The 22,456-nt window shown below is 71.7% G+C and carries 14 protein-coding genes; 2 read left to right on the top strand and 12 right to left on the bottom strand.

Annotated features, from left to right (window positions below; all coding sequences use genetic code 11):
- Positions 1–873: an alkaline phosphatase family protein gene (locus ACF061_RS02200; RefSeq protein WP_392265373.1), complete on the bottom strand. Its 873-nt coding sequence runs from the start codon at positions 871–873 to the stop codon at positions 1–3.
- Positions 874–1,275: 402 nt separating this feature from the next.
- On the opposite strand from ACF061_RS02200, the gene ACF061_RS02195 reads away from it, so the two are divergent.
- Positions 1,276–4,281: a bifunctional [glutamine synthetase] adenylyltransferase/[glutamine synthetase]-adenylyl-L-tyrosine phosphorylase gene (locus ACF061_RS02195; RefSeq protein ID WP_392264870.1), complete on the top strand. Its 3,006-nt coding sequence runs from the start codon at positions 1,276–1,278 to the stop codon at positions 4,279–4,281.
- 115 nt (positions 4,282–4,396) lie between these two features.
- On the opposite strand, the gene ACF061_RS02190 is transcribed toward ACF061_RS02195, so the two are convergent.
- The 6 genes from ACF061_RS02190 to ACF061_RS02165 form a co-directional block, all read right to left on the bottom strand.
- The gene (locus ACF061_RS02190) at positions 4,397–5,236 is read right to left on the bottom strand and encodes a phosphatase PAP2 family protein (protein ID WP_392264869.1); all 840 of its coding nucleotides are present in this window, start codon (positions 5,234–5,236) and stop codon (positions 4,397–4,399) included.
- A gap of 169 nt (positions 5,237–5,405) precedes the next feature.
- Positions 5,406–6,437 carry a LacI family DNA-binding transcriptional regulator gene (locus ACF061_RS02185; protein WP_392264868.1) on the bottom strand — a complete coding sequence of 344 codons (1,032 nt, stop codon included), beginning with the start codon at positions 6,435–6,437 and terminating at the stop codon, positions 5,406–5,408.
- Positions 6,438–6,462: 25 nt separating this feature from the next.
- Positions 6,463–8,112 carry a glycoside hydrolase family 13 protein gene (locus tag ACF061_RS02180; RefSeq protein WP_392264867.1) on the bottom strand — a complete coding sequence of 550 codons (1,650 nt, stop codon included), beginning with the start codon at positions 8,110–8,112 and terminating at the stop codon, positions 6,463–6,465.
- Positions 8,113–8,204: 92 nt separating this feature from the next.
- Positions 8,205–9,122, bottom strand: a complete 918-nt coding sequence (locus ACF061_RS02175; protein WP_392264866.1) for a sugar ABC transporter permease — start codon at positions 9,120–9,122, stop codon at positions 8,205–8,207.
- 12 nt (positions 9,123–9,134) lie between these two features.
- Positions 9,135–10,139: a carbohydrate ABC transporter permease gene (locus ACF061_RS02170; RefSeq protein WP_392264865.1), complete on the bottom strand. Its 1,005-nt coding sequence runs from the start codon at positions 10,137–10,139 to the stop codon at positions 9,135–9,137.
- Between the two features lie 129 nt (positions 10,140–10,268).
- On the bottom strand, positions 10,269–11,558 hold the full coding sequence (locus ACF061_RS02165; protein ID WP_392264864.1) for an extracellular solute-binding protein: 1,290 nt from the start codon (positions 11,556–11,558) through the stop codon (positions 10,269–10,271).
- Between the two features lie 634 nt (positions 11,559–12,192).
- On the opposite strand from ACF061_RS02165, the gene pulA reads away from it, so the two are divergent.
- Complete coding sequence (pulA, locus tag ACF061_RS02160) at positions 12,193–17,637, top strand: pullulanase-type alpha-1,6-glucosidase (RefSeq protein WP_392264863.1); 5,445 nt, start codon at positions 12,193–12,195, stop codon at positions 17,635–17,637.
- Positions 17,638–17,772: 135 nt separating this feature from the next.
- Here pulA and ACF061_RS02155 read toward each other — a convergent pair whose 3' ends face one another.
- From ACF061_RS02155 to ACF061_RS02135, 5 genes are all read right to left on the bottom strand, one after another.
- Positions 17,773–18,651 (bottom strand): urease accessory protein UreD, encoded by an 879-nt coding sequence (locus ACF061_RS02155; protein ID WP_392264862.1) that lies wholly within the window; start codon positions 18,649–18,651, stop codon positions 17,773–17,775.
- 59 nt (positions 18,652–18,710) lie between these two features.
- Positions 18,711–19,418: an urease accessory protein UreG gene (gene ureG, locus ACF061_RS02150; protein ID WP_392264861.1), complete on the bottom strand. Its 708-nt coding sequence runs from the start codon at positions 19,416–19,418 to the stop codon at positions 18,711–18,713.
- A 49-nt stretch (positions 19,419–19,467) separates the two neighbouring features.
- Positions 19,468–20,154, bottom strand: coding sequence for an urease accessory protein UreF (locus ACF061_RS02145; protein WP_392265372.1), 687 nt, complete (start codon positions 20,152–20,154; stop codon positions 19,468–19,470).
- Positions 20,155–20,273: 119 nt separating this feature from the next.
- Positions 20,274–21,998, bottom strand: coding sequence for an urease subunit alpha (gene ureC / locus ACF061_RS02140; RefSeq protein ID WP_392264860.1), 1,725 nt, complete (start codon positions 21,996–21,998; stop codon positions 20,274–20,276).
- On the bottom strand, positions 21,998–22,420 hold the full coding sequence (locus tag ACF061_RS02135) for an urease subunit beta (protein ID WP_392264859.1): 423 nt from the start codon (positions 22,418–22,420) through the stop codon (positions 21,998–22,000). The genes ureC and ACF061_RS02135 overlap by 1 nt, the downstream gene beginning before the upstream one ends.
- Positions 22,421–22,456 lie beyond the last annotated feature (36 nt).

Genomic DNA, 22,456 nt, shown 5'->3' with positions numbered 1-22,456 from the left:
TCAGGACGCCCAGACGCCGGTGATGTCCTTGGCGTTGGCCGCGTTGCCCGCGTGGGAGGTCAGGCCCTGGGTGTCCTCCAGGGTGCGCAGCAGGTCGTAGTGGTTGTAGGTGGTGGAGCTGGACGACCCGGGGGTGACCGGCTGGCCGTACAGGACGGTGGGGATGCGGTTGCCGCTGAGCTTGTCGTCCTCGTCGAAGGTGACGACGAGGAGGCTGTTGTGGGTCTTGGCCCAGGTCGCGTACGCGCCGAGGTTGTTCTTCAGCCAGGTGTCGCCGGTCGACACCGAGCAGTCGTGCATGTCGCTGCACAGGTTCGGGACCACGAAGGAGAGCTGCGGCAGCGTCGAGTAGTCCGTCGGGAACTGCGTGAAGGTCTTCGCGGACGAGGTCGGTACGTTGCTGAAGCCGAACCACGGGTTGTGCTTGCGGGCGTACTTGCCGCTGCTGCACGTGGTGGAGCCCTGGCTGGGCAGCGTCTCGTTGTAGCTGGCCCAGGTGCGGCCGGCGGCGAGCTGCTCGGAGGCGAGGTTCGGGGCCGAGGAGAAGCCGGGGGTGTAGCAGCTGTCGTCGGTGATGCCCTGGGTGGAGCCGGAGAAGAGGGCGAAGTAGTTCGGCTGGCTGGGGTGGGTCTCGGCGTAGGCCTGGGCGAGGTTGGCGCCGCCGGACTTCAGCGAGTTGATGTACGGGGCGCTGGAGGAGCCGATCACCTGGCTGTAGGCGTGGTTCTCGAAGACCACGACGACCACGTGGTCCGGGGTCGGCACCCCGGTCGCGGCCTGCGCGGACGAGGAGCCGAGGCCGGTCCACAGACCGACGGCGGCGGCTGCCAGGGCGACGGCGGACGCCAGGGCGGTACGGCCGCGGCGCAGCACTGACTTGCCGGAACTGCCGGACACATCAACCTCCGGTGGGGAGAGCGGGACGGCGGTGCGGGGAGAGCATGCACACGCCAAGGGAGTCCCGGCCCACCACGCCCGGCCCGGCGGATGAAGACCAGGTGAACTGCTGCCGCCGGGTCCCGGCTCCGGGCCCGGCTCGGACTCGCTTGAGGTCGGGGGCGGCCTCGGCTCGGGGGCGGCCCGGGGCGCGCGCCCGCCCGGTCCGGCGTCCCGCCCGCTCGCGGGTGTCGGCCTGGGTCAAGTGTCCGCCCGCCCCGGGGCGGCCGTCCGGTCTCCGGGGGCCGGACGGTCACGGCCCCGCCACGCCCCGCAGCCGCGGCGGGACACTGCGGCTAGGCTCTGGCCAGGACGACCTTGATCCGACGGGAGGCCGGGATGACGGCGCCGGGGCGCAGGAGCAGTACCTTCACACGGCTGCTGCGGCACGGCTTCACCGATGCCTCGGCCGCCGAGCGGCTGCTGGACAGTCCGGAACTCGCCCCGGTGCGGAACGACCCGGTGCTGCTGGAGGCGCTGGGCGCGACCGCCGATCCGGACCTGGCGCTGCTCGGACTGGTCCGGCTCCTGGAGGCGCAGCCCGCGCCGACCGCCCGGCGGGAGCTGCTCGACACCCTGATAGCGGCCAAACCGCTGCGCGACCGGCTGCTCGGGGTGCTCGGCGCGTCCGCGGCGCTCGGCGACCACCTCGCCCGGCACGCCGCTGACTGGCACGCCCTCGTCACCTACGAGCCGCGGGACCTGCACCCGGGGGTGGAGGAGTTCGAGCGCGGGCTGGCGGCGGCCGACGACCCGGTCTCCCTGCGCGTCGCCTACCGGCGCTGCCTGCTGTCCATCGCCGCCCGCGACGTGTGCGGCACCACCGGCGTCGCCGAGACCGCCGCCGAACTCGCCGACCTGGCCACCGCCACCCTGCGCGCCGCGCTCCGCATCGCCCGCGCCGCCGCGCCCGAGGACGCCGCGCTGTGCCGGCTCGCCGTGATCGCGATGGGCAAGTGCGGCGGCCACGAGCTGAACTACGTCTCCGACGTCGACGTCATCTTCGTCGGCGAGCCCGCCGAGGACGGCGGCGACGAGACCGGGGCGCTGCGGGCCGCCACCCGGCTCGCCTCGCACCTGATGCGGATCTGCTCCGAGACCACCGTCGAGGGCAGCATCTGGCCCGTCGACGCCAATCTGCGGCCCGAAGGGCGCAACGGGCCGCTGGTGCGCACCCTCAGCAGCCATGTCGCCTACTACCAGCGGTGGGCCAAGACCTGGGAGTTCCAGGCGCTGCTCAAGGCCCGGCCGGTGGCGGGGGACGCCGGGCTCGGCGCGCAGTACGTCGACGCGCTCGCCCCGCTGGTCTGGCAGGCCGCCGAACGGGACAACTTCGTCGCGGACGTGCAGAAGATGCGCCGCCGGGTCGTGGAGAACATCCCGGTCGCCGAGGTCGAGCGCGAACTGAAGCTCGGGCCCGGCGGACTGCGCGACGTCGAGTTCGCCGTGCAGCTGCTGCAACTGGTGCACGGGCGGGCCGACGCCTCGCTGCGCAGCGGGACCACGCTCGACGCGTTGCAGGCCCTCGCCGCGGGCGGCTACGTCGGCCGCGTGGACGCCGTGCAGCTCGACGAGGCGTACCGGTTCCTGCGCGTCATGGAACACCGCATCCAGCTCTACCGGCTGCGCCGCACCCATCTCCTGCCCGAGGACGAGACCGACCTGCGCCGCCTCGGACGCTCCCTGGGGATGCGCGGTGATCCGGTCACCGAGCTCACCCGCGAGTGGAAGCGGCACACCAGCGTCGTACGGCGGCTGCACGAGAAGCTGTTCTACCGGCCGCTGCTCGACGCGGTCGCCCAACTTGCTCCGGGCGAGGCCCGGTTGAGCCCCGAGGCGGCCAGGGAGCGGCTGGTCGCGCTCGGGTACGCCGATCCCGCGGCGGCGCTGCGGCACCTGGAGGCGCTCGCGTCGGGCGTCACCCGCAAGGCCGCCATCCAGCGGACGCTGCTGCCCGTGCTGCTCGGCTGGTTCGCCGACTCCGCCGACCCGGACGCCGGGCTGCTCAACTTCCGCAAGGTCTCCGACGCGCTCGGCAAGACCCCCTGGTACCTGCGGCTGCTGCGCGACGAGGGCGCCGCCGCCGAGAACCTCGCCCGGGTGCTGTCGGCCGGCCGGCTCGCCCCCGACCTGCTGATGCGGGCGCCCGAGGCGGTCGCGCTGCTCGGCGACGGGCGCGGGGACGGTGGCGGCCTCGGACCGCGTGGACGGGCCCAGCTGGAGCAGGAGATCCTCGCCGCCGTCGGGCGGGCCGAGAGCGCCGAGCAGGGCGTCACCGCCGCGCGAGGGGTGCGCAGGAGGGAGCTGTTCCGTACCGCCGCCGCCGACATCGTCGGCTCCTACGGCACCGAGGCCCAGTCCGCCGAGGCCGACCAGGGCGCGCTCGTGGACCGGGTGGGCGGCGCGGTGTCGGACCTGACGGCGGCGACGCTGGCGGGCACGCTGCGGGCGGTCGTGCGCGAGGGGTGGGGCGACACGCTGCCCACCCGGTTCGCGATCATCGGCATGGGGCGGTTCGGGGGGCACGAGCTGGGCTACGGCTCGGACGCGGACGTGCTGTTCGTGCACGAGCCGCGGGAGGGCGTGGACGAGCGGGAGGCGGGTCAGGCGGCCGGCCGGGTCGTCGCCGAGATGCGGCGGCTGCTCCAGGTGCCGAGCGCGGATCCGCCGCTGCTGGTCGACGCGGATCTCCGGCCCGAGGGCAAGTCCGGGCCGCTGGTGCGCACGCTCACCTCGTACGGGGCCTACTACCGGCGGTGGTCGCTGGTGTGGGAGTCGCAGGCGCTGCTGCGGGCCGAGCCGGTGGCCGGGGACGCGGACCTGGGGCGGCGGTTCATCGAGCTGGTCGATCCGCTGCGGTACCCGCGGGGCGGGCTCGGCGAGGACGCGGTGCGGGAGATCCGGCGGCTGAAGGCGCGGATGGAGGCCGAGCGGCTGCCGCGCGGGGCCGACCCCAAGCTGCACACCAAACTGGGGCCGGGCGGGCTCTCCGACGTGGAGTGGACCGTGCAGTTGCTGCAATTGCGGCACGGGGCGGACGAAGCGGGGCTGCGGACCACCCGGACGCGGGAGGCGCTGGCCGCGGCGCGGGCGGCCGGGCTGGTGTCGCAGGAGGACGCCTCGACGCTCGACGAGGCGTGGGTGCTGGCGAGCCGGGTGCGCAACGCCGTGATGCTCGTGCGGGGACGGGCGGGCGACACGTTCCCCACCGAGCCGCGCGAGCTGGCCGCGGTGGGGCGGTACCTGGGGTACGGGCCGGGGCACGTGGGCGACATGCTGGACGCCTACCGGCGGACCGCCCGGCTCGCCCGGGGAGTGGTGGAGGAGCTTTTCTACGGGGCGTAGCGTCTCGTTGCCGTTGCCGTTGCCGTTGCCGTTGCCGTTGCCGTTGCCGTTGCCGTTGCCGTTGCCGTTGCCGTCGCCGTCCTCGTCCGCCGTGCCGCGTCGGCGGTGTGCGGGGCTACGCTCTCGCCGGCCGCAGGGCCGCCCGGGGGAGGGCCTGGGGCAGGGCCCCGTACCAGGTCCGGGCCACCGTGAGGCCGAAGGCCAGGCACAGGGCGCCGCCCACCGCGTCCAGCCAGAAGTGGTTGGCGGTGGCGACGACGACGAGGAGGGTGGCGGCGGGGTAGAGGGCGGCGAGGACGCGGGCCCACGGGATCGTGGTGAGGGTGAGGACGGTCAGGCCGCACCACAGGGACCAGCCGATGTGCATCGAGGGCATCGCGGCGTACTGGTTGGACATGTGCTTGAGGTCGCCGGAGGCCATGGAACCCCAGGTGCGGTGGGCCTGGACGGTGTCGACGAAGTGGCCGCCGGTCATCAGGCGCGGCGGGGCCAGGGGATACAGGTGGTAGCCGAGCAGGGCCACGCCCGTGGTCGCGAAGAGGGTCAGGCGGGCCGCCGCGTAGCGGCCGGGATGGCTGCGGTAGAGCCACACCAGGACACCCACGGTGGCCACGAAGTGCAGTGTCGCGTAGTAGTAGTTCATGCCGACGATCAGCCAATTCACCGAGTCGGCGACATGGTTGACCGAACGCTCGACGGCGATGCCCAGCCGGTGCTCGGTGTGCCAGACCCGGTCGGCGTTGCGCAGGGCCTCGGCCCGCTGTTCCGGGACCGCGTTGCGGATCAGCGCGTAGGCCCAGTAGCTCACGCCGATCAGCAGGACCTCGAACCACAGCCGGGGCCGGCGCGGGGCGCGCGGCCGCGCTACCGGGACGCGGCGTCCGGCATCCCCGACCGGGCGCGGAAGGACCCCCGTTCCGGGGCCTGCCGGTCGCATTCCGGACGTATCACCCATGGGCGCAGAGTCTGCCAGAAGAGACGCCGTCTTCCGTCGATCCTCCCCCGGCCCGGCTGCGTCCGCGCCTCGGCGACGGGCCGGGGGCCCTCGTCGCGGCGAGGCCGGACCAGGGTGTGGCGCCCGGCCCGGCGAGCGAGTCCGGAGCGGTCCGGAGGACAGGCCCCCACTAGCGGTTGCGGTCTCCCGGGGCCGACGCCGTCGAGCCGCGCACCACCAGTTCCGGCATGAACACGAACTCGCTGTGCGGTGCGGGGGTCCCGCCGATCTCCTCCAGGAGCGTGCGCACCGCCGCCTGACCCATGGCCGGCACCGGCTTGCGGACCGTGGTCAGGGGCGGGTCGGTGAAGGCGATCAGCGGGGAGTCGTCGAAGCCGACGACGGAGAAGTCCCGGGGGACCTCCAGGCCGCGCTGCCGGGCCGCGCGTATCGCGCCGAGCGCCATCATGTCGCTGGCGCAGACGATGGCCGTGCAGTCGCGCTCTATGAGCGCCGTGGCGGCGGCCTGGCCGCCCTCCAGGGTGTACAGGGAGTGCTGGACGAGCTCCGCCTCCACGACGTCCGGAGCCAGGCCCAGCTGGTCCTGCACCGCCCGGACGAAGCCCTCGATCTTGCGCTGCACCGGCACGAAGCGCTTCGGGCCGAGGGCCAGGCCGACGCGGGTGTGGCCCAGGGAGACCAGGTGGGTGACCGCGAGGGTCATGGCCGCCCGGTCGTCGGGCGAGATGAACGGCGCCTGCACCTTCGGGGAGAAGCCGTCGACCAGGACGAACGGCACGCCCTGGGCACGCAGCCGCTCGTAGCGCTCCATGTCGGCCGTGGTGTCCGCGTGCAGGCCGGAGACGTAGATGATGCCCGCGACCCCGCGGTCCACCAGCATCTCGGTCAGCTCGTCCTCCGTGGACCCGCCGGGGGTCTGGGTGGCGAGCACCGGCGTGTAGCCCTGTCTGGTCAGGGCCTGGCCGATGACCTGGGCCAGCGCCGGGAATATCGGGTTCTCCAGCTCCGGGGTGATCAGGCCCACCAGGCCCTCGCTGCGCTGGCGCAGCCGTACCGGGCGCTCGTAGCCCAGGACGTCGAGGGCTGCCAGCACGGACTGGCGGGTGGTGGCGGCGACGCCCGGTTTCCCGTTGAGGACCCGGCTGACGGTCGCTTCGCTCACCCCCGCCTGGGCAGCGATGTCGGCAAGCCGTGTGGTCACAGGAGTGGACTGTACCGGTTGCATGTCAGACTGCCCACCAGACGGCGGTGTCCCCGGGCAGTTCGGTGGTCTCGGCGCCCGCTTCGAAGTCGGCGCTGGAGAGCAGCACGGTGCCGGGAGTGGCCAGCGTGACGGCCGTGCCGGTGAGGTTGACCGTGCAGACGAAGGAGCCCTCGTCGGTGTCGCGGCGGAAGACCAGCACGCCCTCGGGAGCGTCCAGCCAGCTGATCTGGCGGCCGGCGCCCAGCGCCGGGTGCTCGCGGCGGACGGCCAGGGCGCTGCGGTAGAACTCCAGCGTCGAGGTCGGGTCGCCCTCCTGCGCCTCGACGGTCAGGTGCTTCCAGTCGGCGGGCTGTGGCAGCCAGCTCGGGCCGCCCTCGACGGGACCGAAGCCGAACGGAGCGGCCTGGCCGGACCACGGCAGCGGCACCCGGCAGCCGTCGCGGGTGCCGTCCTGGCCGGAGGAACGGAAGAACGCCGGGTCCTGACGCACCTCGTCGGGCAGGTCCACGACCTCGGGCAGGCCGAGCTCCTCGCCCTGGTAGAGGTAGGCCGAGCCGGGCAGGGCCAGCATCAGCAGGGTCGCCGCCCGGGCCCGGCGCAGACCCCGTGCCTCGTCCCCTTCCGCCAGGCGCGTGGAGTGCCGTACGACGTCGTGGTTGGACAGCACCCAGGTGGCCGGCGCGTGCACGGCGTTCATGGCCTGCAGCGAGCGGTCGATGACGTCGCGCAGGTCGGGCGCGTTCCACCCGGTGGTCAGGTACGAGAAGTTGAAGGCCTGGTGGAGCTCGTCGGGGCGCAGGTACAGGGCGCTGCGCTCCACGGTGGGCGTCCACGCCTCGGCCACCGCGATCCTCTCGCCGGTGTACTCGTCGAGGATGCGCCGCCAGCTGCGGTAGATCTCGTGCACGCCGTCCTGGTCGAAGTACGGCACGGCCTGCGTGCCGAGCAGCTTGACCTGCTCGTCGTGGCCGATGTCGGGCAGGCCGGCCGCCTTGACCAGGCCGTGCGCCACGTCGATGCGGAAGCCGTCGATGCCCAGGTCCAGCCAGAACCGCAGGATGGAGCGGAACTCGTCGTGCACGGCCGGGTGGTCCCAGTTGAAGTCGGGCTGCTCGGGCGCGAACAGGTGAAGGTACCACTCGCCGTCTGCCACCCGGGTCCAGGCCGGCCCGCCGAAGATGGACTCCCAGTCGTTGGGCGGCAGTTCGCCGTCAACGCCCTTGCCGGGACGGAAGTGGAAGCGCTCGCGCAGCGGTGAGCCGGGGCCCTCGCGCAGCGCCTGCTTGAACCACTCGTGCTGGTCGGAGCAGTGGTTGGGGACCACGTCGACGATGACCCTGAGGCCCAGCGCGTGGGCGTCGCGGACCAGGTCGTCGGCGTCCGTGAGGGTGCCGAACATCGGATCGATGGCCCGGTAGTCGGCGACGTCGTAGCCGGCGTCGGCCTGCGGGGAGGCGTAGAACGGGGACAGCCAGACGGCGTCGACACCGAGCTTCCTCAGGTACGGCAGTCGCGCGCGGATGCCGGGCAGGTCGCCCATGCCGTCGCCGTTGCCGTCGGCGAAACTGCGCGGGTAGACCTGGTAGATGACCGCGTCGCGCCACCACTCCCGGCGCCCGGAGGCGGCGGCGGCAGCTTCGGTGGGGACTGTGTCGGTGACGTGCTGGGTCATGGGTTCCCTTAAGGGTGCGGGGGGAGAGACGGAAGCGCTTGCTGTGTGGGCGGGGCCGGCCGGGGTCTCCGGCCGGCCGCTCGGGCCGGCGCTCAGGACTTGGTGCCGCCGGCCGTCAGACCGGAGACCAGGCTGCGCTGCACCAGCATGAACACGATGGCCGCCGGAATGGTGATGATGATCGCGGTGGCCGAGGTCCACGCCCAGTCGGGGCGCTGGTCCTGGGCGAAGGTGCGGATGCCGACGGCGAGCGTGTAGTGGTCGGACTGCATGAACTGCGTCGCGTACGCGACCTCGCCCCAGGCGGTGAGGAAGCTGTAGAACGCGGTCACCGCCAGGCCCGGCCGGGCCAGCGGCACGATCAGCCGCCAGAACGTGCCGATCGGGGTGAGGCCGTCCACCCGGCCCGCCTCGTCTATCTCCTTGGGGATGGTGTCGAAGTAGCCCTTCATCATCCAGGCGCAGAACGGCACCGCCGTGGTCGCGTACGCCAGGATCAGCCCGAGGTAGTTGTCGAGCAGGTGCAACTCGGACATCAGCAGGTACAACGGCACGATCAGTACGATACTGGGGAACATCTGGGTGACCAGGAACGTCCACATCAGCTGCCGGCTGCCCGGGAACTTCATCCGGGACACGGCGTAGCCCGCGGTGGACGCCAGGAAGACGCCCAGCAGCGTGGTGCCGCCCGCCACGATGACGGTGTTCAGGAACCACTTCGCCAGGTCCGAATGGGCCAGTACGTCGCTGTAGTTGTGCAGGCTGAGGTGCTTCAGCACCTCGCTCGGCTGCTGCCAGGCGTTCTTCGGGCCCAGCGAGATGAACAGGATCCACACCACGGGGAAGGCCGCGATCACGGTGGCGAGGATCAGCGTGCAGTGCAGGGCGACGGAGGCCCACGGGCTGCGCTGCTCGCGGCCGCGCACCTTGCGGGGGCGCGTGGCGGCGGGCACGGGACGCGCGGGGGCGGCGGGCGTGACGGCGCCCGTCTCGTGCGTTGCTGCGGTCATGACGATGGCTCCTTACGCCTGCTCGGACTTCAGGGTGTTGCGGCGGTAGAAGGTCGAGAAGGCCAGCAGGAGAGCGAGGATGATGATGCCGTAGGTCGCCGCTCCCGCGTAGTCCGAGATCCCGTTGAAGGCCTTGTGGAAGGCGAAGGTGACGAGGATGTCGGTGTCACCGGTGGTGTTGTTGCCCAGCAGCAGGTAGATGACGTTGAACATGTTGAACGTCCAGATGCAGCCCAGCAGGACCACCGTGTTCGACACCGGCTTCAGGCCGGGCAGCGTCACGTTGACGAAGCGCTGCCAGGGCGAGGCGCCGTCCATCTCGGCGGCCTCGTAGAGCTCCTTCGGGATCGACTGGAGCCCGCCGAGCAGCGCGACCATGTTGAACGGGATGCCGATCCAGACGTTGACCATGATGACGGCGATCTTCTGGGCCAGCGGGGTGCCGAGCCAGTTCTGCGCCGGCAGGCCGAACGCCGTGATGATGTCGTTGAAGACGCCGTACTGGGAGTTGAGCATCAGCCGCCAGGCGAAGACGCCGATGAACGACGGGACGGCCCAGGGCAGGATCAGCATGCCGCGGTAGAAGCCCCGCAGCCGCATCTCGCGGTTGAGCAGCACCGCGAGCGCCATGCCGAGGCCGACCTGGAGCACGACGCAGGACACCGTCCAGAGGATCGTCCACACCAGTCGCGGGTAGAAGTCGCCGTCCGCGCCCGACAGGACGTGCCAGTAGTTGTCGAGGCCGACGAAGTCGTACGTCGCCGGGCGGTGGAAGGCGCCGATGGTGGTGGCGACGTTCGACTCGTTGGCGTTGGTCAGCGACTGGTAGAAGCCGTAGCCCAGCGGATACAGGACCAGTACGGTGATGACGATGGCGACCGGGGCCACCATGGCCCAGGCGTACCAGTACTTGTCCCAGGAACGCCTGAGCGCCGAGACGCGTGCGGGGCGCGGGGACCGGTCACCGCGCGCTGTCTTGTTCGTTTTTCCGGTACTCGCTGCGGTCGTCATACTCATCGGCTCTTTCGCGGACGAAGTCGGGTGGTTCCGCAGCCCCGGGGGAGCCCCGGTAGGGGCGGCAGCGGGGAAGTCGTCCCCGGGGCTGCGTGTCCTTCGGTTACCGTTCGGCTACTGCCGGCCGCCGGGTCAGCCGATGGTGTAGCCGGGCAGGAGCTTCTGGAACTCCTTGGCGGTGGTGTCGAGGCCGTTCTTGACCGACTCGTCGCCCTGGAGGATCTTCACGTAGTTCTGCTGCAGCGGGGTGAACAGCGAACCGACCTGCGGCAGGGCCACGCGCGGCCGGGCGGTCTGCTCCAGGATCGGCTTGAAGCCCGCGATCTTGGAGTTGGCGGTGACCTCGGTGGTGTAGGCCGACTTGCGGGTCGGCAGGGTGCCGGTCGCCTTGGCGATGGTGACCTGGCTCTCCGTGGACGTCATGAACTGCGTGAACAGGTAGCTGGCGTCGAGGTTGCGGGAGCCCTGGTAGACCGCGAGGTTGTGGCCGCCGGTCGGGGCCTGCGCCTTGCCGCCGGCGCCGGCCGGGACGTTGGCGTAGCCGAGGTTGGCCTCGTCGTTCTTGAAGGCCGAGCCGGTCAGGTCGTCGCTGACCGACCAGGGACCCTGGATCAGCATGGCGACCTTGCCGTTCTTGAACGCGGTCTGCATGTTCTGGTAGGCGTTCGCGAAGTCGACCTTCATCGAGGCCTCGTCGCTGATCTTCTTCGCGGTGGTGAGCGCCGTGACGGCGGCCGCGTTGCTGATCGTGACCTTCTTGCCGCTCGGGTCGGCCAGGTCCGCGCCGTTGCTGTAGAGCAGCGGGAGCAGGAAGTAGGAGTCGGGGTTCACATAGGTCCCGAACGCCCCGGTCTTCTGCTTGATGGTCTTCGAGTCGGCGACGAACTCGTCCCAGGTGGCCGGCGGCTTGGCGATGCCGGCCTTCTTGAGGAGCTTCTTGTTGTACAGCAGGCCCAGGGTGTCGGTGACCGACGGCACGCCGTAGGTCTTGCCGTTGTACTTGGCGGTGTTCAGCGGAGTGGCGTTGAAGTCCGAGGTGTCCTTCAGCGCAGCGGTGCCGTCGAGCGGGGCGATGTAGCCCAGGGAGGCGTACTCGGCCATCAGACCCACGTCGGTGCGCACGACGTCCGGCGCGCCCTTGCCGCTCTTGGCGGCCGACTTGAACTTCTGCTCGACGTCGGTGAAGGGGACGCTCTGGAAGTTCACCTTGATCTTCGGGTACTTGGCCTCGAACTGCTTGACCAGGGCCTTGTACGTCGGAGCCTCGGTCGCCGCGTCGGAGGTGTCCCAGTACGTGATCGTCCCGGAGATGTCCTTGGGGTCCTTCGGCTTGCTGGACGAGTCGCTGTCCGAGCCCCCGCAGGCCGAGGCGGTGAGGGCGACCACGGTGACCGCGGCGGCGAGCGCTATGCCACGTCGCATATGAACTCCTAGGTGAGGGTGCCCGGATCATCCCTTGGGAGGACCGCGGGTGCCGTCTGTCCCTGTTCGACGGCCGCCGGGCGCGGGAGGAACGTAGCAAGGCTGCAATCCCTTGCGAAAGATGTTGCAAGAAAATTTCCGCAAGATCCCGCAAGCGTGACGTTTCCGTTACCGGCGGGTGTCGATATCCGTCGCCCGGCGCTCACTGACTGAACCGCACCATAGCCGCCCCGGGGCCGGACGGACCCCTTCGGTGACGAGGCGAACGCGAGCGGCCGGCCGCCGCGGCGGTGTGCCCGGCCCGGCGTCGGCGTGGCGGGGGACGCGGCGCCGTCCGGACCGGCGCGACGCCGGTTCCGGCGCCGGGTCGAGGGGGGCGGCCGGGTGGGGGCGCGGTGGGCCGGGAGTGCGTCCCGCGCTCCGGTCGCCGTCCGGGCGCGGGGCGTGCGCACGTCTCAAGTGCCGTGCCGCCGCCGGTTCGTGAAAGTCCTTGCTATGAATTTCAAGACCCTTGCTGAAAGCGTTTCGATGACGGTACGGTCGCCGCCGGCGTCCGGCCACGAAGCCACAGACCATGTCGTCGGCGGCGCGAGCACGGACCCGATCGAGCCGTAATCGCAAGGAGTTCACGCCTGTGATACCGAGATGGCCGGCGCCCCCGAAGCGTCGTTTCCAAGGCAGACAGGGCGGAACGGGCAGACGGAGCAGGCGGGTCGCGGCCGTCGCCGTCGCCGCGCTCGCCGCCGCCCTCGTCCAGCCCCTCGCGGCGAAGGCCGCCACGCCGCCCGCTCCCCCGTCGGACGCGCGGCTCGCCGCGCAGCCCGCCCGGCACGACGCCACGCGCGAGCAGTTCTACTTCGTCATGCCGGACCGCTTCGCCAACGGGGACGCGTCCAACGACCGGGGCGGGCTGACCGGCTCCCGCCTCGCCACCGGCTACGACCCCACCGACAAGGGCTTCTACCAGGGCGGCGACCTCAAGGGGCTGACCCAGCGGCTCGACTACATCAAGGGCCTCGGCACGACGGCCATCTGGCTGGCGCCGATCTTCAAGAACCGGCCCGTGCAGGGCACCGGCGCCGCCGCCTCCGCCGGGTACCACGGCTACTGGATCACCGACTTCACCCAGGTCGACCCGCACTTCGGCACCAACAAGGACCTGACGACCCTCATCTCCAAGGCGCACGCCAAGGGGATGAAGGTCTTCTTCGACGTCATCACCAACCACACCGCCGACGTCGTGAACTTCGGCGGCCAGTCGCAGGAGTACCTGTCCAAGGGCGCCTTCCCCTACCTCACCGAGGACGGCCGGCCCTTCGACGACACCGACTACGCGGACGGCACGAAGAAGTTCCCCGCCGTCGGCGCCTCCTCCTTCCCGCGCACCCCGACCGTCGCGGCCGCCGAGAAGAACGCCAAGGTCCCGGCGTGGCTCAACGACCCGACGATGTACCACAACCGGGGCGACTCCACCTTCGTCGGCGAGAGCGCCCTCTACGGCGACCACACCGGCCTGGACGACCTGTGGACCGAGCGCCCCGAGGTCGTCAGCGGGATGGAGAAGATCTACGAGCGCTGGGTGAAGGACTTCGCCGTCGACGGTTTCCGCATCGACACCGTCAAGCAGGTCGGCATGGAGTTCTGGACCCAGTGGGCCACGGCACTCGACGCCTACGCCGCGCGGCACGGCCGTGAGAACTTCTTCATGTTCGGCGAGATCCTCTCCTCCGACACCTCCGTGACGTCCCCGTACGTCACCCAGGGCCGCCTCGACGCCACGCTCGACTTCCCCTTCCAGAACGCGGCCCGCGCCTACGTCTCCCAGGGCGGCAGCGCCAAGGGCCTGGCGAGCGTCTTCGGCGACGACTACAAGTACACGACCGGCAGGTCCAACGCGTACGAGCAGGTCACCTTCCTCGGCAACCACGACATGGGCCGCATCGGGTACTTCCTGAAGCAGGACGACCCCAAGGCCTCCGACGCCGAACTCCTGCGCAAGGACCGGCTCGCCAACGAGCTGATGTTCCTCAGCCGCGGCAACCCGGTCGTCTACTACGGCGACGAACAGGGCTTCACCGGCGCCGGCGGCGACAAGGACGCCCGCCAGACCATGTTCGCCTCCAAGGTCGCCGACTACCTCGACGACGACGAGATCGGCACCGACCGCACCCACGCGAGCGACTCCTACGACACCGCCGCACCGCTCTACCGGCAGATCGCCGAGCTGGCCGAGCTGCGCAAGGACAACCCGGCCCTCACGGACGGCGTCCAGACCGAGCGGTACGCGGCCGACGGCGCCGGCGTCTACGCCTTCACCCGTACGGACGCCGGGAGCGGCGCCGAGTACGTCGTCGCCGTCAACAACGCCGACGACGCCAGGAGCGCGACCTTCGCCACCGGCTCGGCGCACATGACCTACCGCGGGATCCACGGCACCAGGGCCACCGTGACCTCCGACGCCGACCGCCGGGTCACCGTCACCGTCCCGGCCGGGTCCGCGGTCGTCCTCAAGGCGGCCGGCCCGCTCCAGCGGCCCGCGGCCAAGCCCGCCGTCACGCTGACCGCCCCCGCCGCCGGGGCCACCGGCACCGTCGGCCTGAGCGCCGACGTCACCGGCGGGCAGCTCGACCGGGTCGTCTTCGCCGCCCAGGTCGGCAACGGCCCCTGGCAGGTGCTCGGCTCCGCCGACCACGCGCCCTACAAGGTCACCCAGACCATCGCCCCGACCGTCCCGGCCGGCACCGCCCTGCGCTACAAGGCGGTCGTCGTCGACTCGGCCGGCCGGACGGCGAGCGCCACCGCGGCCACCACCACCGGCACCCCGCCGGCCCCCGCGGTCCCCACCGCCTCCTCCCGCGACTACGCGATCGTCCACTACAAGCGCACCGACGGCGACTACACGGACTGGGGCCTGTACGCCTGGGGCGACCTCGCCGACGGCGAGGCGACCACCTGGCCCGCCTCCCACCCCTTCACCGGGCGGGACGCCTACGGCGCCTTCGCCTACGTCAAACTGAGGCCCGGCGCCTCCGACGTCGGCTTCCTCGTCATCGACAAGGACGGCGACAAGGACGTCTCCGCCGACCGGTCCATCGACCTCACCAAGACCGGCGAGGTGTGGATCGAACAGGGCAAGGACACCGTGCTGACCACCCGGCCGGCCGACTACCCCGCACCGGACACCTCCAAGGCGGTGATCCACTACCACCGCGCCGACGGGAACTACGACGGCTGGGGCCTGCACGTGTGGAGCGGCGCCGCCGAGCCCACCGACTGGTCGAAACCCCTGACGCCGGTGAGGACCGACGCCTATGGCGCGGTCTTCGAGGTACCGCTCACCGACGGTGCCGGCAGTCTCAGCTACATCATCCACAAGGGCGACGAGAAGGACCTGCCCAACGACCGGTCCCTCGACCTCAAGACGGCGAACGGCCACGAGGCGTGGCTGGTGAGCGGCCAGGACGAGCCCCTGCTGCCGCAGCCCGTGGGCGGCGCCGCCGCCCTCGACCTGTCCACCTCCAAGGCGGTCTGGATCGACCGGGACACGGTGGCCCTCAACGGCGCCGACGGCGTCGCCTCCACCCAGCTCGTCTACTCCCACGACGGCTCGATCACCGTCGAGGGCGGGACGCTGACCAGCGACGACGAGCGCTGGCTGCGGCTGGAGAAGACCACGCTGACCGACGCGCAGAAAGCGAAGTTCCCGCACCTGAAGGACTACACCGCCTGGACGGTCGACCCGCGCGACCGCGGCCGGGTCGGCGAGGCCCTGCGCGGACAGGTCGTCGCCTCCCAGCGGGCCGCGAACGGCGCCGTGCTCGCGGCGACGGGAGTCCAGCTCGCCGGCGTGCTCGACGACGTGTACGGCACCGCCGCCGCCAAGGCACAGCTCGGCCCGGTCTTCCACCACGGCCGGCCCAGCCTGAGCGTGTGGGCGCCGACCGCGCAGAGCGTGGCGCTGGAAGTGGACGGCAGGACGGTCGCCATGCGCCGCGACGACACCACCGGCGTCTGGTCCGTCACCGGCCCGGCGTCCTGGAAGAGCAAGCCCTACCGGTACGTGGTGAAGGTGTGGGCGCCGAGCGTCCGCGAGATCGTCACCAACAAGGTCACCGACCCCTACTCGCTCGCCCTGACCGCCGACAGCGAGCGCAGCCTCGTCGTCGACCTGGCCGACAAGGGCCTCGCCCCCGGCGGCTGGTCGCACCTGGCCAAGCCCAAGGCCGTGCCGCTGAGGGACGCGCAGATCCAGGAACTGCACATCCGCGACTTCTCGGTCGCCGACAAGACCGTCCCGGCCGCGGACCGGGGCACCTACCTGGCCTTCACCGACAAGAACAGCGACGGCTCCAGGCACCTGCGGGAGCTGTCGAAGGCGGGCACGTCCTACGTGCACCTCCTGCCCGCCTTCGACATCGCCTCGGTCCCCGAGAAGAAGGCCGACCAGGCCGTCCCCGACTGCGACCTGGCCTCCTACCCGGCCGACTCCGAGCAGCAGCAGACCTGCGTGGCGAAGACCGCCGCGAAGGACGCCTACAACTGGGGCTACGACCCGTACCACTACACGGTCCCCGAGGGCTCCTACGCCACCGACCCGGACGGCACGGCCCGTACCGTCCAGTTCCGGCGGATGGTCCAGGCGCTCAACCAGGACGGCCTGCGCGTCGTCATGGACGTGGTCTACAACCACACCAAGGCCGCCGGGCAGGCGGACACCTCCGTCCTCGACAAGGTCGTGCCCGGCTACTACCAGCGGCTCCTGGCCGACGGCTCGGTGGCCAACAGCACCTGCTGCGCCAACACCGCGCCCGAGAACACCATGATGGGCAAGCTGGTCGTCGACTCCATCGTCACCTGGGCCAAGGAGTACAAGGTCGACGGCTTCCGCTTCGACCTCATGGGCCACCACCCCAAGGCCAACATCCTCGCCGTCCGGAAGGCGCTCGACGCGCTCACCCTCGACAAGGACGGCGTGGACGGCAGGAAGATCGTCCTGTACGGGGAGGGCTGGAACTTCGGCGAGGTCGCCGACGACGCCCGGTTCGTGCAGGCCACCCAGAAGAACATGGCCGGCACCGGCATCGCCACCTTCTCCGACCGGGCCCGGGACGCGGTGCGCGGCGGCAGCCCCTTCGACGCCGACCCCGGGGTGCAGGGCTTCGCCTCCGGCCTCTACACCGACCCCGACGCCTCCACCGCCAACGGCACCGAGGCCGAGCAGAAGGCCCGCCTGCTGCACTACCAGGACCTGGTCAAGGTCGGTCTGACCGGCAGCCTGGCCGAGTACCGGTTCACGGACACCGACGGCAAGGAGGTCACCGGCGCCGAGATCGACTACAACGGCGCACCCGCGGGATACGCCCACGCGCCGGGCGACGCCCTCGCCTACGTGGACGCGCACGACAACGAGACGCTGTTCGACACCCTCGCCTACAAGCTGCCCAAGGACACCTCCGCGGCCGACCGGGCCCGGATGCAGGTGCTGGCGATGGCCACCGCGGCGCTCTCGCAGGGACCGGCGCTCTCCCAGGCCGGCACCGACCTGCTGCGCTCGAAGTCGCTCGACCGCGACTCGTTCGACAGCGGCGACTGGTTCAACGCCATCCACTGGAACTGCGCGGACGGCAACGGCTTCGGCCGCGGCCTGCCCGTCGCGGCGGCCAACCAGGCCAAGTGGCCCTACGCCGCACCGCTGCTGACCACCGTGAAGGTGGGCTGCCCGCAGATCCGGGCCACCACGGCCGCCTACCAGGACCTGCTGCGGATCCGTACGACGGAGAAGGCCTTCTCCCTCGCCACGGCGGCGCAGGTGCAGTCGGCGCTGTCCTTCCCGCTGTCCGGCGCCGACGAGACGCCCGGCGTGATCACCATGACCCTCGGTGACCTGGTCGTGGTGTTCAACGCGACGCCCGAGCGGCAGCAGCAGCGCGTCGCCGCGCTCGCGGGGACCGGCTACCGCCTGCACCCCGTGCAGGCATCGGGCGCGGACCCGGTCGTGAAGACCTCCTCCTACACGGCGAGGACCGGCACGTTCACCGTTCCGGCGCGCACGGTGGCGGTGTTCACCCGGGGCGCCTGAGCGGACGAGGCGAAGAGGGGGGCGGGCCGTGGGACGGCCCGCCCCCCTCCGCGTCGTCGCCGGCCGGACCCCGCAGTCGCACCCCCGTCCTCTCGACCGGAGGGCGGGAGCGACAGGTCCGCCGGACCCCTCGCGTCAGGTCTTGCGCAGGTCGGGGGCGGGGACGCCGATGAGCAGGCGGCGCAGCGCGTCCCAGGCGGTGCGCATGGCGCGGGCCATGGCGGGGGAGTCGCTGCCCAGGATCCGCGCCCACGCTCCGCAGTCGTCGGGCAGCACGCTCACGCCGAACGCCGATCCGGTGGTGAGCAGGGCCTCGTGCAGGGTGTCGGCGACCTGCGCCGCCGGGGCGAGCCCGGTGACCGCGTAGAGCGTGGCCATCAGATCGTGCCCGGCGAAGACCGCCGGCCCGGTCACCGAGCCGGGCTCGCCCGGATCCAGGCGGACGGTGTCCACCACGAGCGGCTCGCCGTCCGGACGAGCGATCTCCAGATCGCTGAACAACAGGCGGTAGGCGTGCCGTTCGCCGCGGGCCAGCCGGCCGGCCGCGATCGTCTCGCCCAGCAGGACGGTGGCCGTGGGGTCGGCCGTCACCCGGGTCTGCTGGTAGAAGCGCGCGTCCCGGTACGGGATCAGCGGGTCGGGCAGGTACTCGACGTAGCTGCCGGCTCCGGCGGTGAGGTGGACGACCTGGGTGGCGTGGTCGAACTCCATGCGGTGGAGCTTCGTGGCGGCCTGGGTCGTCAGGTGCACGGCGGTCGAGGGACCGCAGTCGATGTCGACACGGTTGCGGTCGGCCTGGACGATGCCGCCACCGGTGGACATCAGGTAGGTCACCGGCATGTCGGGCCGCCCCGGGTCCACGTAGAGCGGCCGCATGATCTGCAACGGCGACTTCTGGTAGCGGTCGACGAGTTCGGTGCGGTCGCCGGCCCGGGCGTAGCGCAGTTCGAGCAGGCCGACCTTGCCGGGGCGCCCGGCGGCCAGGGTGTCCGCGGTGCCGGTCAGGTCGAGCATCCGGGCCGGCACCCGCCGGGGTTCGTAGTGTGCGGGGTCCAGCCGCGCGGGCGCCCGGCTCACGCGGACGCCGCCGGCGTTCCGGTCCGCTGGGCGGCGTCGTGGGCCAGCAGGAAGTCGGCGATGGTGTCCAGGCCCTCGCCGGTCAGGGAGTTGGTGAGCACCACCGGCCGCCCCTGCCGGACCTGGTGGGCGTCGGACTCCATCCGGTCCAGGTCGCACCGCACGTACTGGGCGATGTCGATCTTGTTGATGACGAGGAGTTCGCACTCGGTGATGCCCGGGCCCCGTTTGCGGGGCATCTTGTCGCCCTCGGCGGTGTCCAGGACGAACAGGAAGAGGTCGACGAGCGCGGGGCTGAAGGTGAGGGTCAGGTTGTCGCCGCCGCTCTCGAAGAGCAGCGTGTCCACCTCGGGGAAGCGCTCCAGGATCTCGTCGGCCGCGGCCTGGTTCATCGTCGGGTCGTCCCGGACCGCGGTGTGCGGGCACGCCCCGGTCTCCACGCCGACGATGCGGTCCGCGGCCAGGATGCCGTCGAGGGTGCGCCGCACGTGCGCGGCGTCCTCGGAGGTGTAGATGTCGTTGGTGATCACGGCGGGGGTCCGGCCGCGTCCGATCAGTACCGGGACGAGCGCCTCGATCAGCGCGGTCTTGCCGGAGCCGACCGGTCCGGCGACGCCGACGCGCAGGACGCCGTCCGCGGGACGCCGGGCGAACTCGTCGTGGTCGTGGTGGTGGGAGCCTCGGACCTGTGTGGGGTCGTGCATGGTGATCCTTGTCCTCAGTGGGGTTTCTCGACGGTGGTGGGGCCCGGCGTCAGCTCGCGAAGAGCCGCGCCTCGGCGCGCTCGTGACGGCCGGACATGACGTCGGCCACCGGCACGCACCCGCCGAGGTCGGCCAGGTCCCGGTCGAGGGCCGCGGTCACGGTCTCCTCGATCACGGGCGCGGCGCCGTGCAGGACGACCTGGGCCCGGCGGTGGTCGGTGAGCCGCAGCCGCAGGGCGGCCCCGACGAAGCTGGCCGCGAAGGCGAACAGCTCGCAGGTGACGGCCTGCCGCGCGGTGAGGCCGTTGCCGGCGTGGACGACGCCGGCGACGACCGGCTGGCAGCCGCGCACCGAGCCGTCCCGGTACAGCGTCCGGTAGCGCTCGATCGGCGCGGTGCCGTAGACCTCGCCGGCCAGGTCGAGCAGTTGCCGTCCGGTGCGTACGGCGGCCTGCCGGGCCTCCCGGCCCAGTTTGGTGGCGTGCAGCCGGCGCTCCACGGCCACCACCTCGTCCCAGTCGCCCGCGCCCACCGCGCGGTGGGTGAGGGCGAGGGCGGTGGCGTCCGACGGCCCCGCGCTGTGGCGGAGCAGGTCGTGCAGGAGCGCGGGCAGGCCGCGCGGGGTGACCGCGCGGGCCTGCTGGAAACCCTCCAGCCCGTGGGAGAGGGTGTAGTAGCCGCTGGGGAAGGCCGAGTCGGTGAGCTGGAGCCCGGTCAGCAGCGCCGGGATCGGCATCGGGTCGTTCACGCCGGGTGTCCTCTCCTGCCTGGTGGCCGTCCGTCGCCGTCCGGCCGGACGGGCCGCGGGGCGCGCGCGGCGCCCCGCGGACTCGCGGGGATGTGTGCCAGGGTGCGTCAGGCGATGTAGAAGAGCTGGTTGAGCGGGAGGCGCTCGGCCGGCTCGATGGTGGCGGGTTCGCCGTCCACGGTGACCTTGTACGTCTCCGGGTCCACCTCGATGCGCGGCAGCGCGTCGTTGCGGACCATGTGCTGCTTGCCGACGGTCCGGCAGCGCCGCACCGGCTCGATCCGCCGCCCGAGCCCCAGCTCGCCGGGGACTCCGGCGGCGATGGACGCCTGGGACATGAAGGTGACCGAGGTACGCTGCCGGGCCCGGCCGTGACTGCCGAACATCGGGCGGTAGTACACGGGCTGCGGCGTCGGCAGGGAGGCGTTGGGGTCGCCCATGAGCGCCCAGTTCACCATGCCGCCCTTGATGATCAGCTTGGGCTTGGCGGCGAACGAGTTGATCGGCCAGAGCACGATGTCGGCGAGCTTGCCGGGCTCCAGCGAGCCGATCACATCGGCGGCGCCCACCGCGATCGCCGGGTTGATGGTGAGCTTCGCCAGGTACCGCAGCACCCGGGCGTTGTCGTTGCGGGAGCTGTCCTCGGCCAGCGCGCCCCGCATCTCCTTGCAGTGGTGCGCCGTCTGGAAGGCGCGGGCGAAGGACTCGCCGACCCGGCCCATGGCCTGGGAGTCGGAGGAGAAGATGCTGATCACGCCGAGGTCGTGCAGCACCGTCTCGGCCGCGATGGTCTCGGCGCGCACCCGGCTGTCGGCGAACGACACGTCCTCGGGGATGTCGCGGGACAGGTGGTGGCAGACCATCACCATGTCCAGCAGCTCGTCCACCGAGTTGATGGTGTACGGCAGGGTGGGGTTGGTGGAGGCCGGCAGGACGTTGGGCTCGCCGGAGACCCGCATGATGTCGGGGGCGTGACCGCCGCCGGCGCCCTCGGTGTGGAAGGTGTGGATGGTCCGGCCGTCGATCGCGGACAGGGTGTCCTCGAAGAAGCCGCCCTCGTTCAGGGTGTCGGTGTGGATGGCCATCTGCACGTCGTACTCGTCGGCGACGCGCAGCGCGGTGTCGATGGTGGCGGGGGTGGCGCCCCAGTCCTCGTGCACCTTCAGTCCGGCCACGCCCGCCTCGACCTGCTCGCGCAGCGCCTCGGGCAGGCTGCCGTTGCCCTTGCCGAGCAGACCCACGTTGACCGGCAGGTCCTCGACGGCCTCCAGCATCCGGTGGATGTTCCACGGGCCGGGGGTGCAGGTGGTGCCGTTGCTGCCGTCGGTCGGTCCGGTGCCGCCGCCGAAGAAGGTGGTGATGCCGTTGGACAGACCCTCCTGGGCCTGCTGGGGCGAGATGAAGTGGATGTGGGTGTCGACGCCGCCGGCGGTGGCGATCAGGTGCTCGCCGGAGATCACCTCGGTGCCCGGGCCGATGACCAGCTTGGGGTCCACCCCGTTCTGCACGTGCGGGTTGCCGGCCTTGCCGACCCCGACGATCAGACCGTCGCGGACGCCGATGTCGCCCTTGACGACGCCCAGCACCGGATCGAGCACCACCACGTTGGTGATCACCAGGTCCAGGGCGCCCTCGCGGTTGAGCGCGGCGGGGTCCTGGGCCATGCCGTCGCGGATGGCCTTGCCGCCGCCGTAGACGGCCTCGTCCCCGTAGGAGCCGGCGTTGTGGTCGTACTCGACCTCGACCACCAGATTGGTGTCGGCGAGGTGGAACCGGTCGCCCACGGTGGGGCCGAACAGGTCCGTGTACTGCTTGCGCGGAATGATCGCCATCAGTTGTCCGCCCCTTCGTTCTCGGTGCCGGCGTCGCCGGCGGTGTCGGCGCCGGTGGTGGCGAATCCCAGCTGCTCGGCGCGGCGCAGCGCGGCGCGGCGGGTGTCGTCGGCGTTCAGGCCGCCGTTGACGAGTCCGGCGAAGCCGACGAGCCGCCGGGTTCCGCCGAAGGCGACCAGCTCCACCTCGCGGGTGTCGCCGGGCTCGAAGCGCACGGCGGTGCCGGACGGGATGTCCAGGTGCATGCCGTACGCGGACTCGCGGTCGAACCGCAGTGCGCGGTTGACCTCGAAGAAGTGGTAGTGGGAGCCGATCTGGACGGCGCGGTCACCGGTGTTGGCGACGGTCAGCGCGACCCTGGCCCGGCCGGAGTTGATCTCCACGGGGTCGTCCCCGTAGAGGTAGTGGGCTCCACCCGACATCGTTGTCTCCTAGTTCCAGGCGGTGATTCCGGCGGT

Source organism: Streptomyces sp. NPDC015220, from assembly GCF_043079345.1.
Classification (GTDB): Bacteria; Actinomycetota; Actinomycetes; order Streptomycetales; family Streptomycetaceae; genus Streptomyces.
The sequence above is the reverse complement of the archived record's forward strand: the minus strand, read 5'-3'. Positions and strand labels throughout refer to the sequence as shown.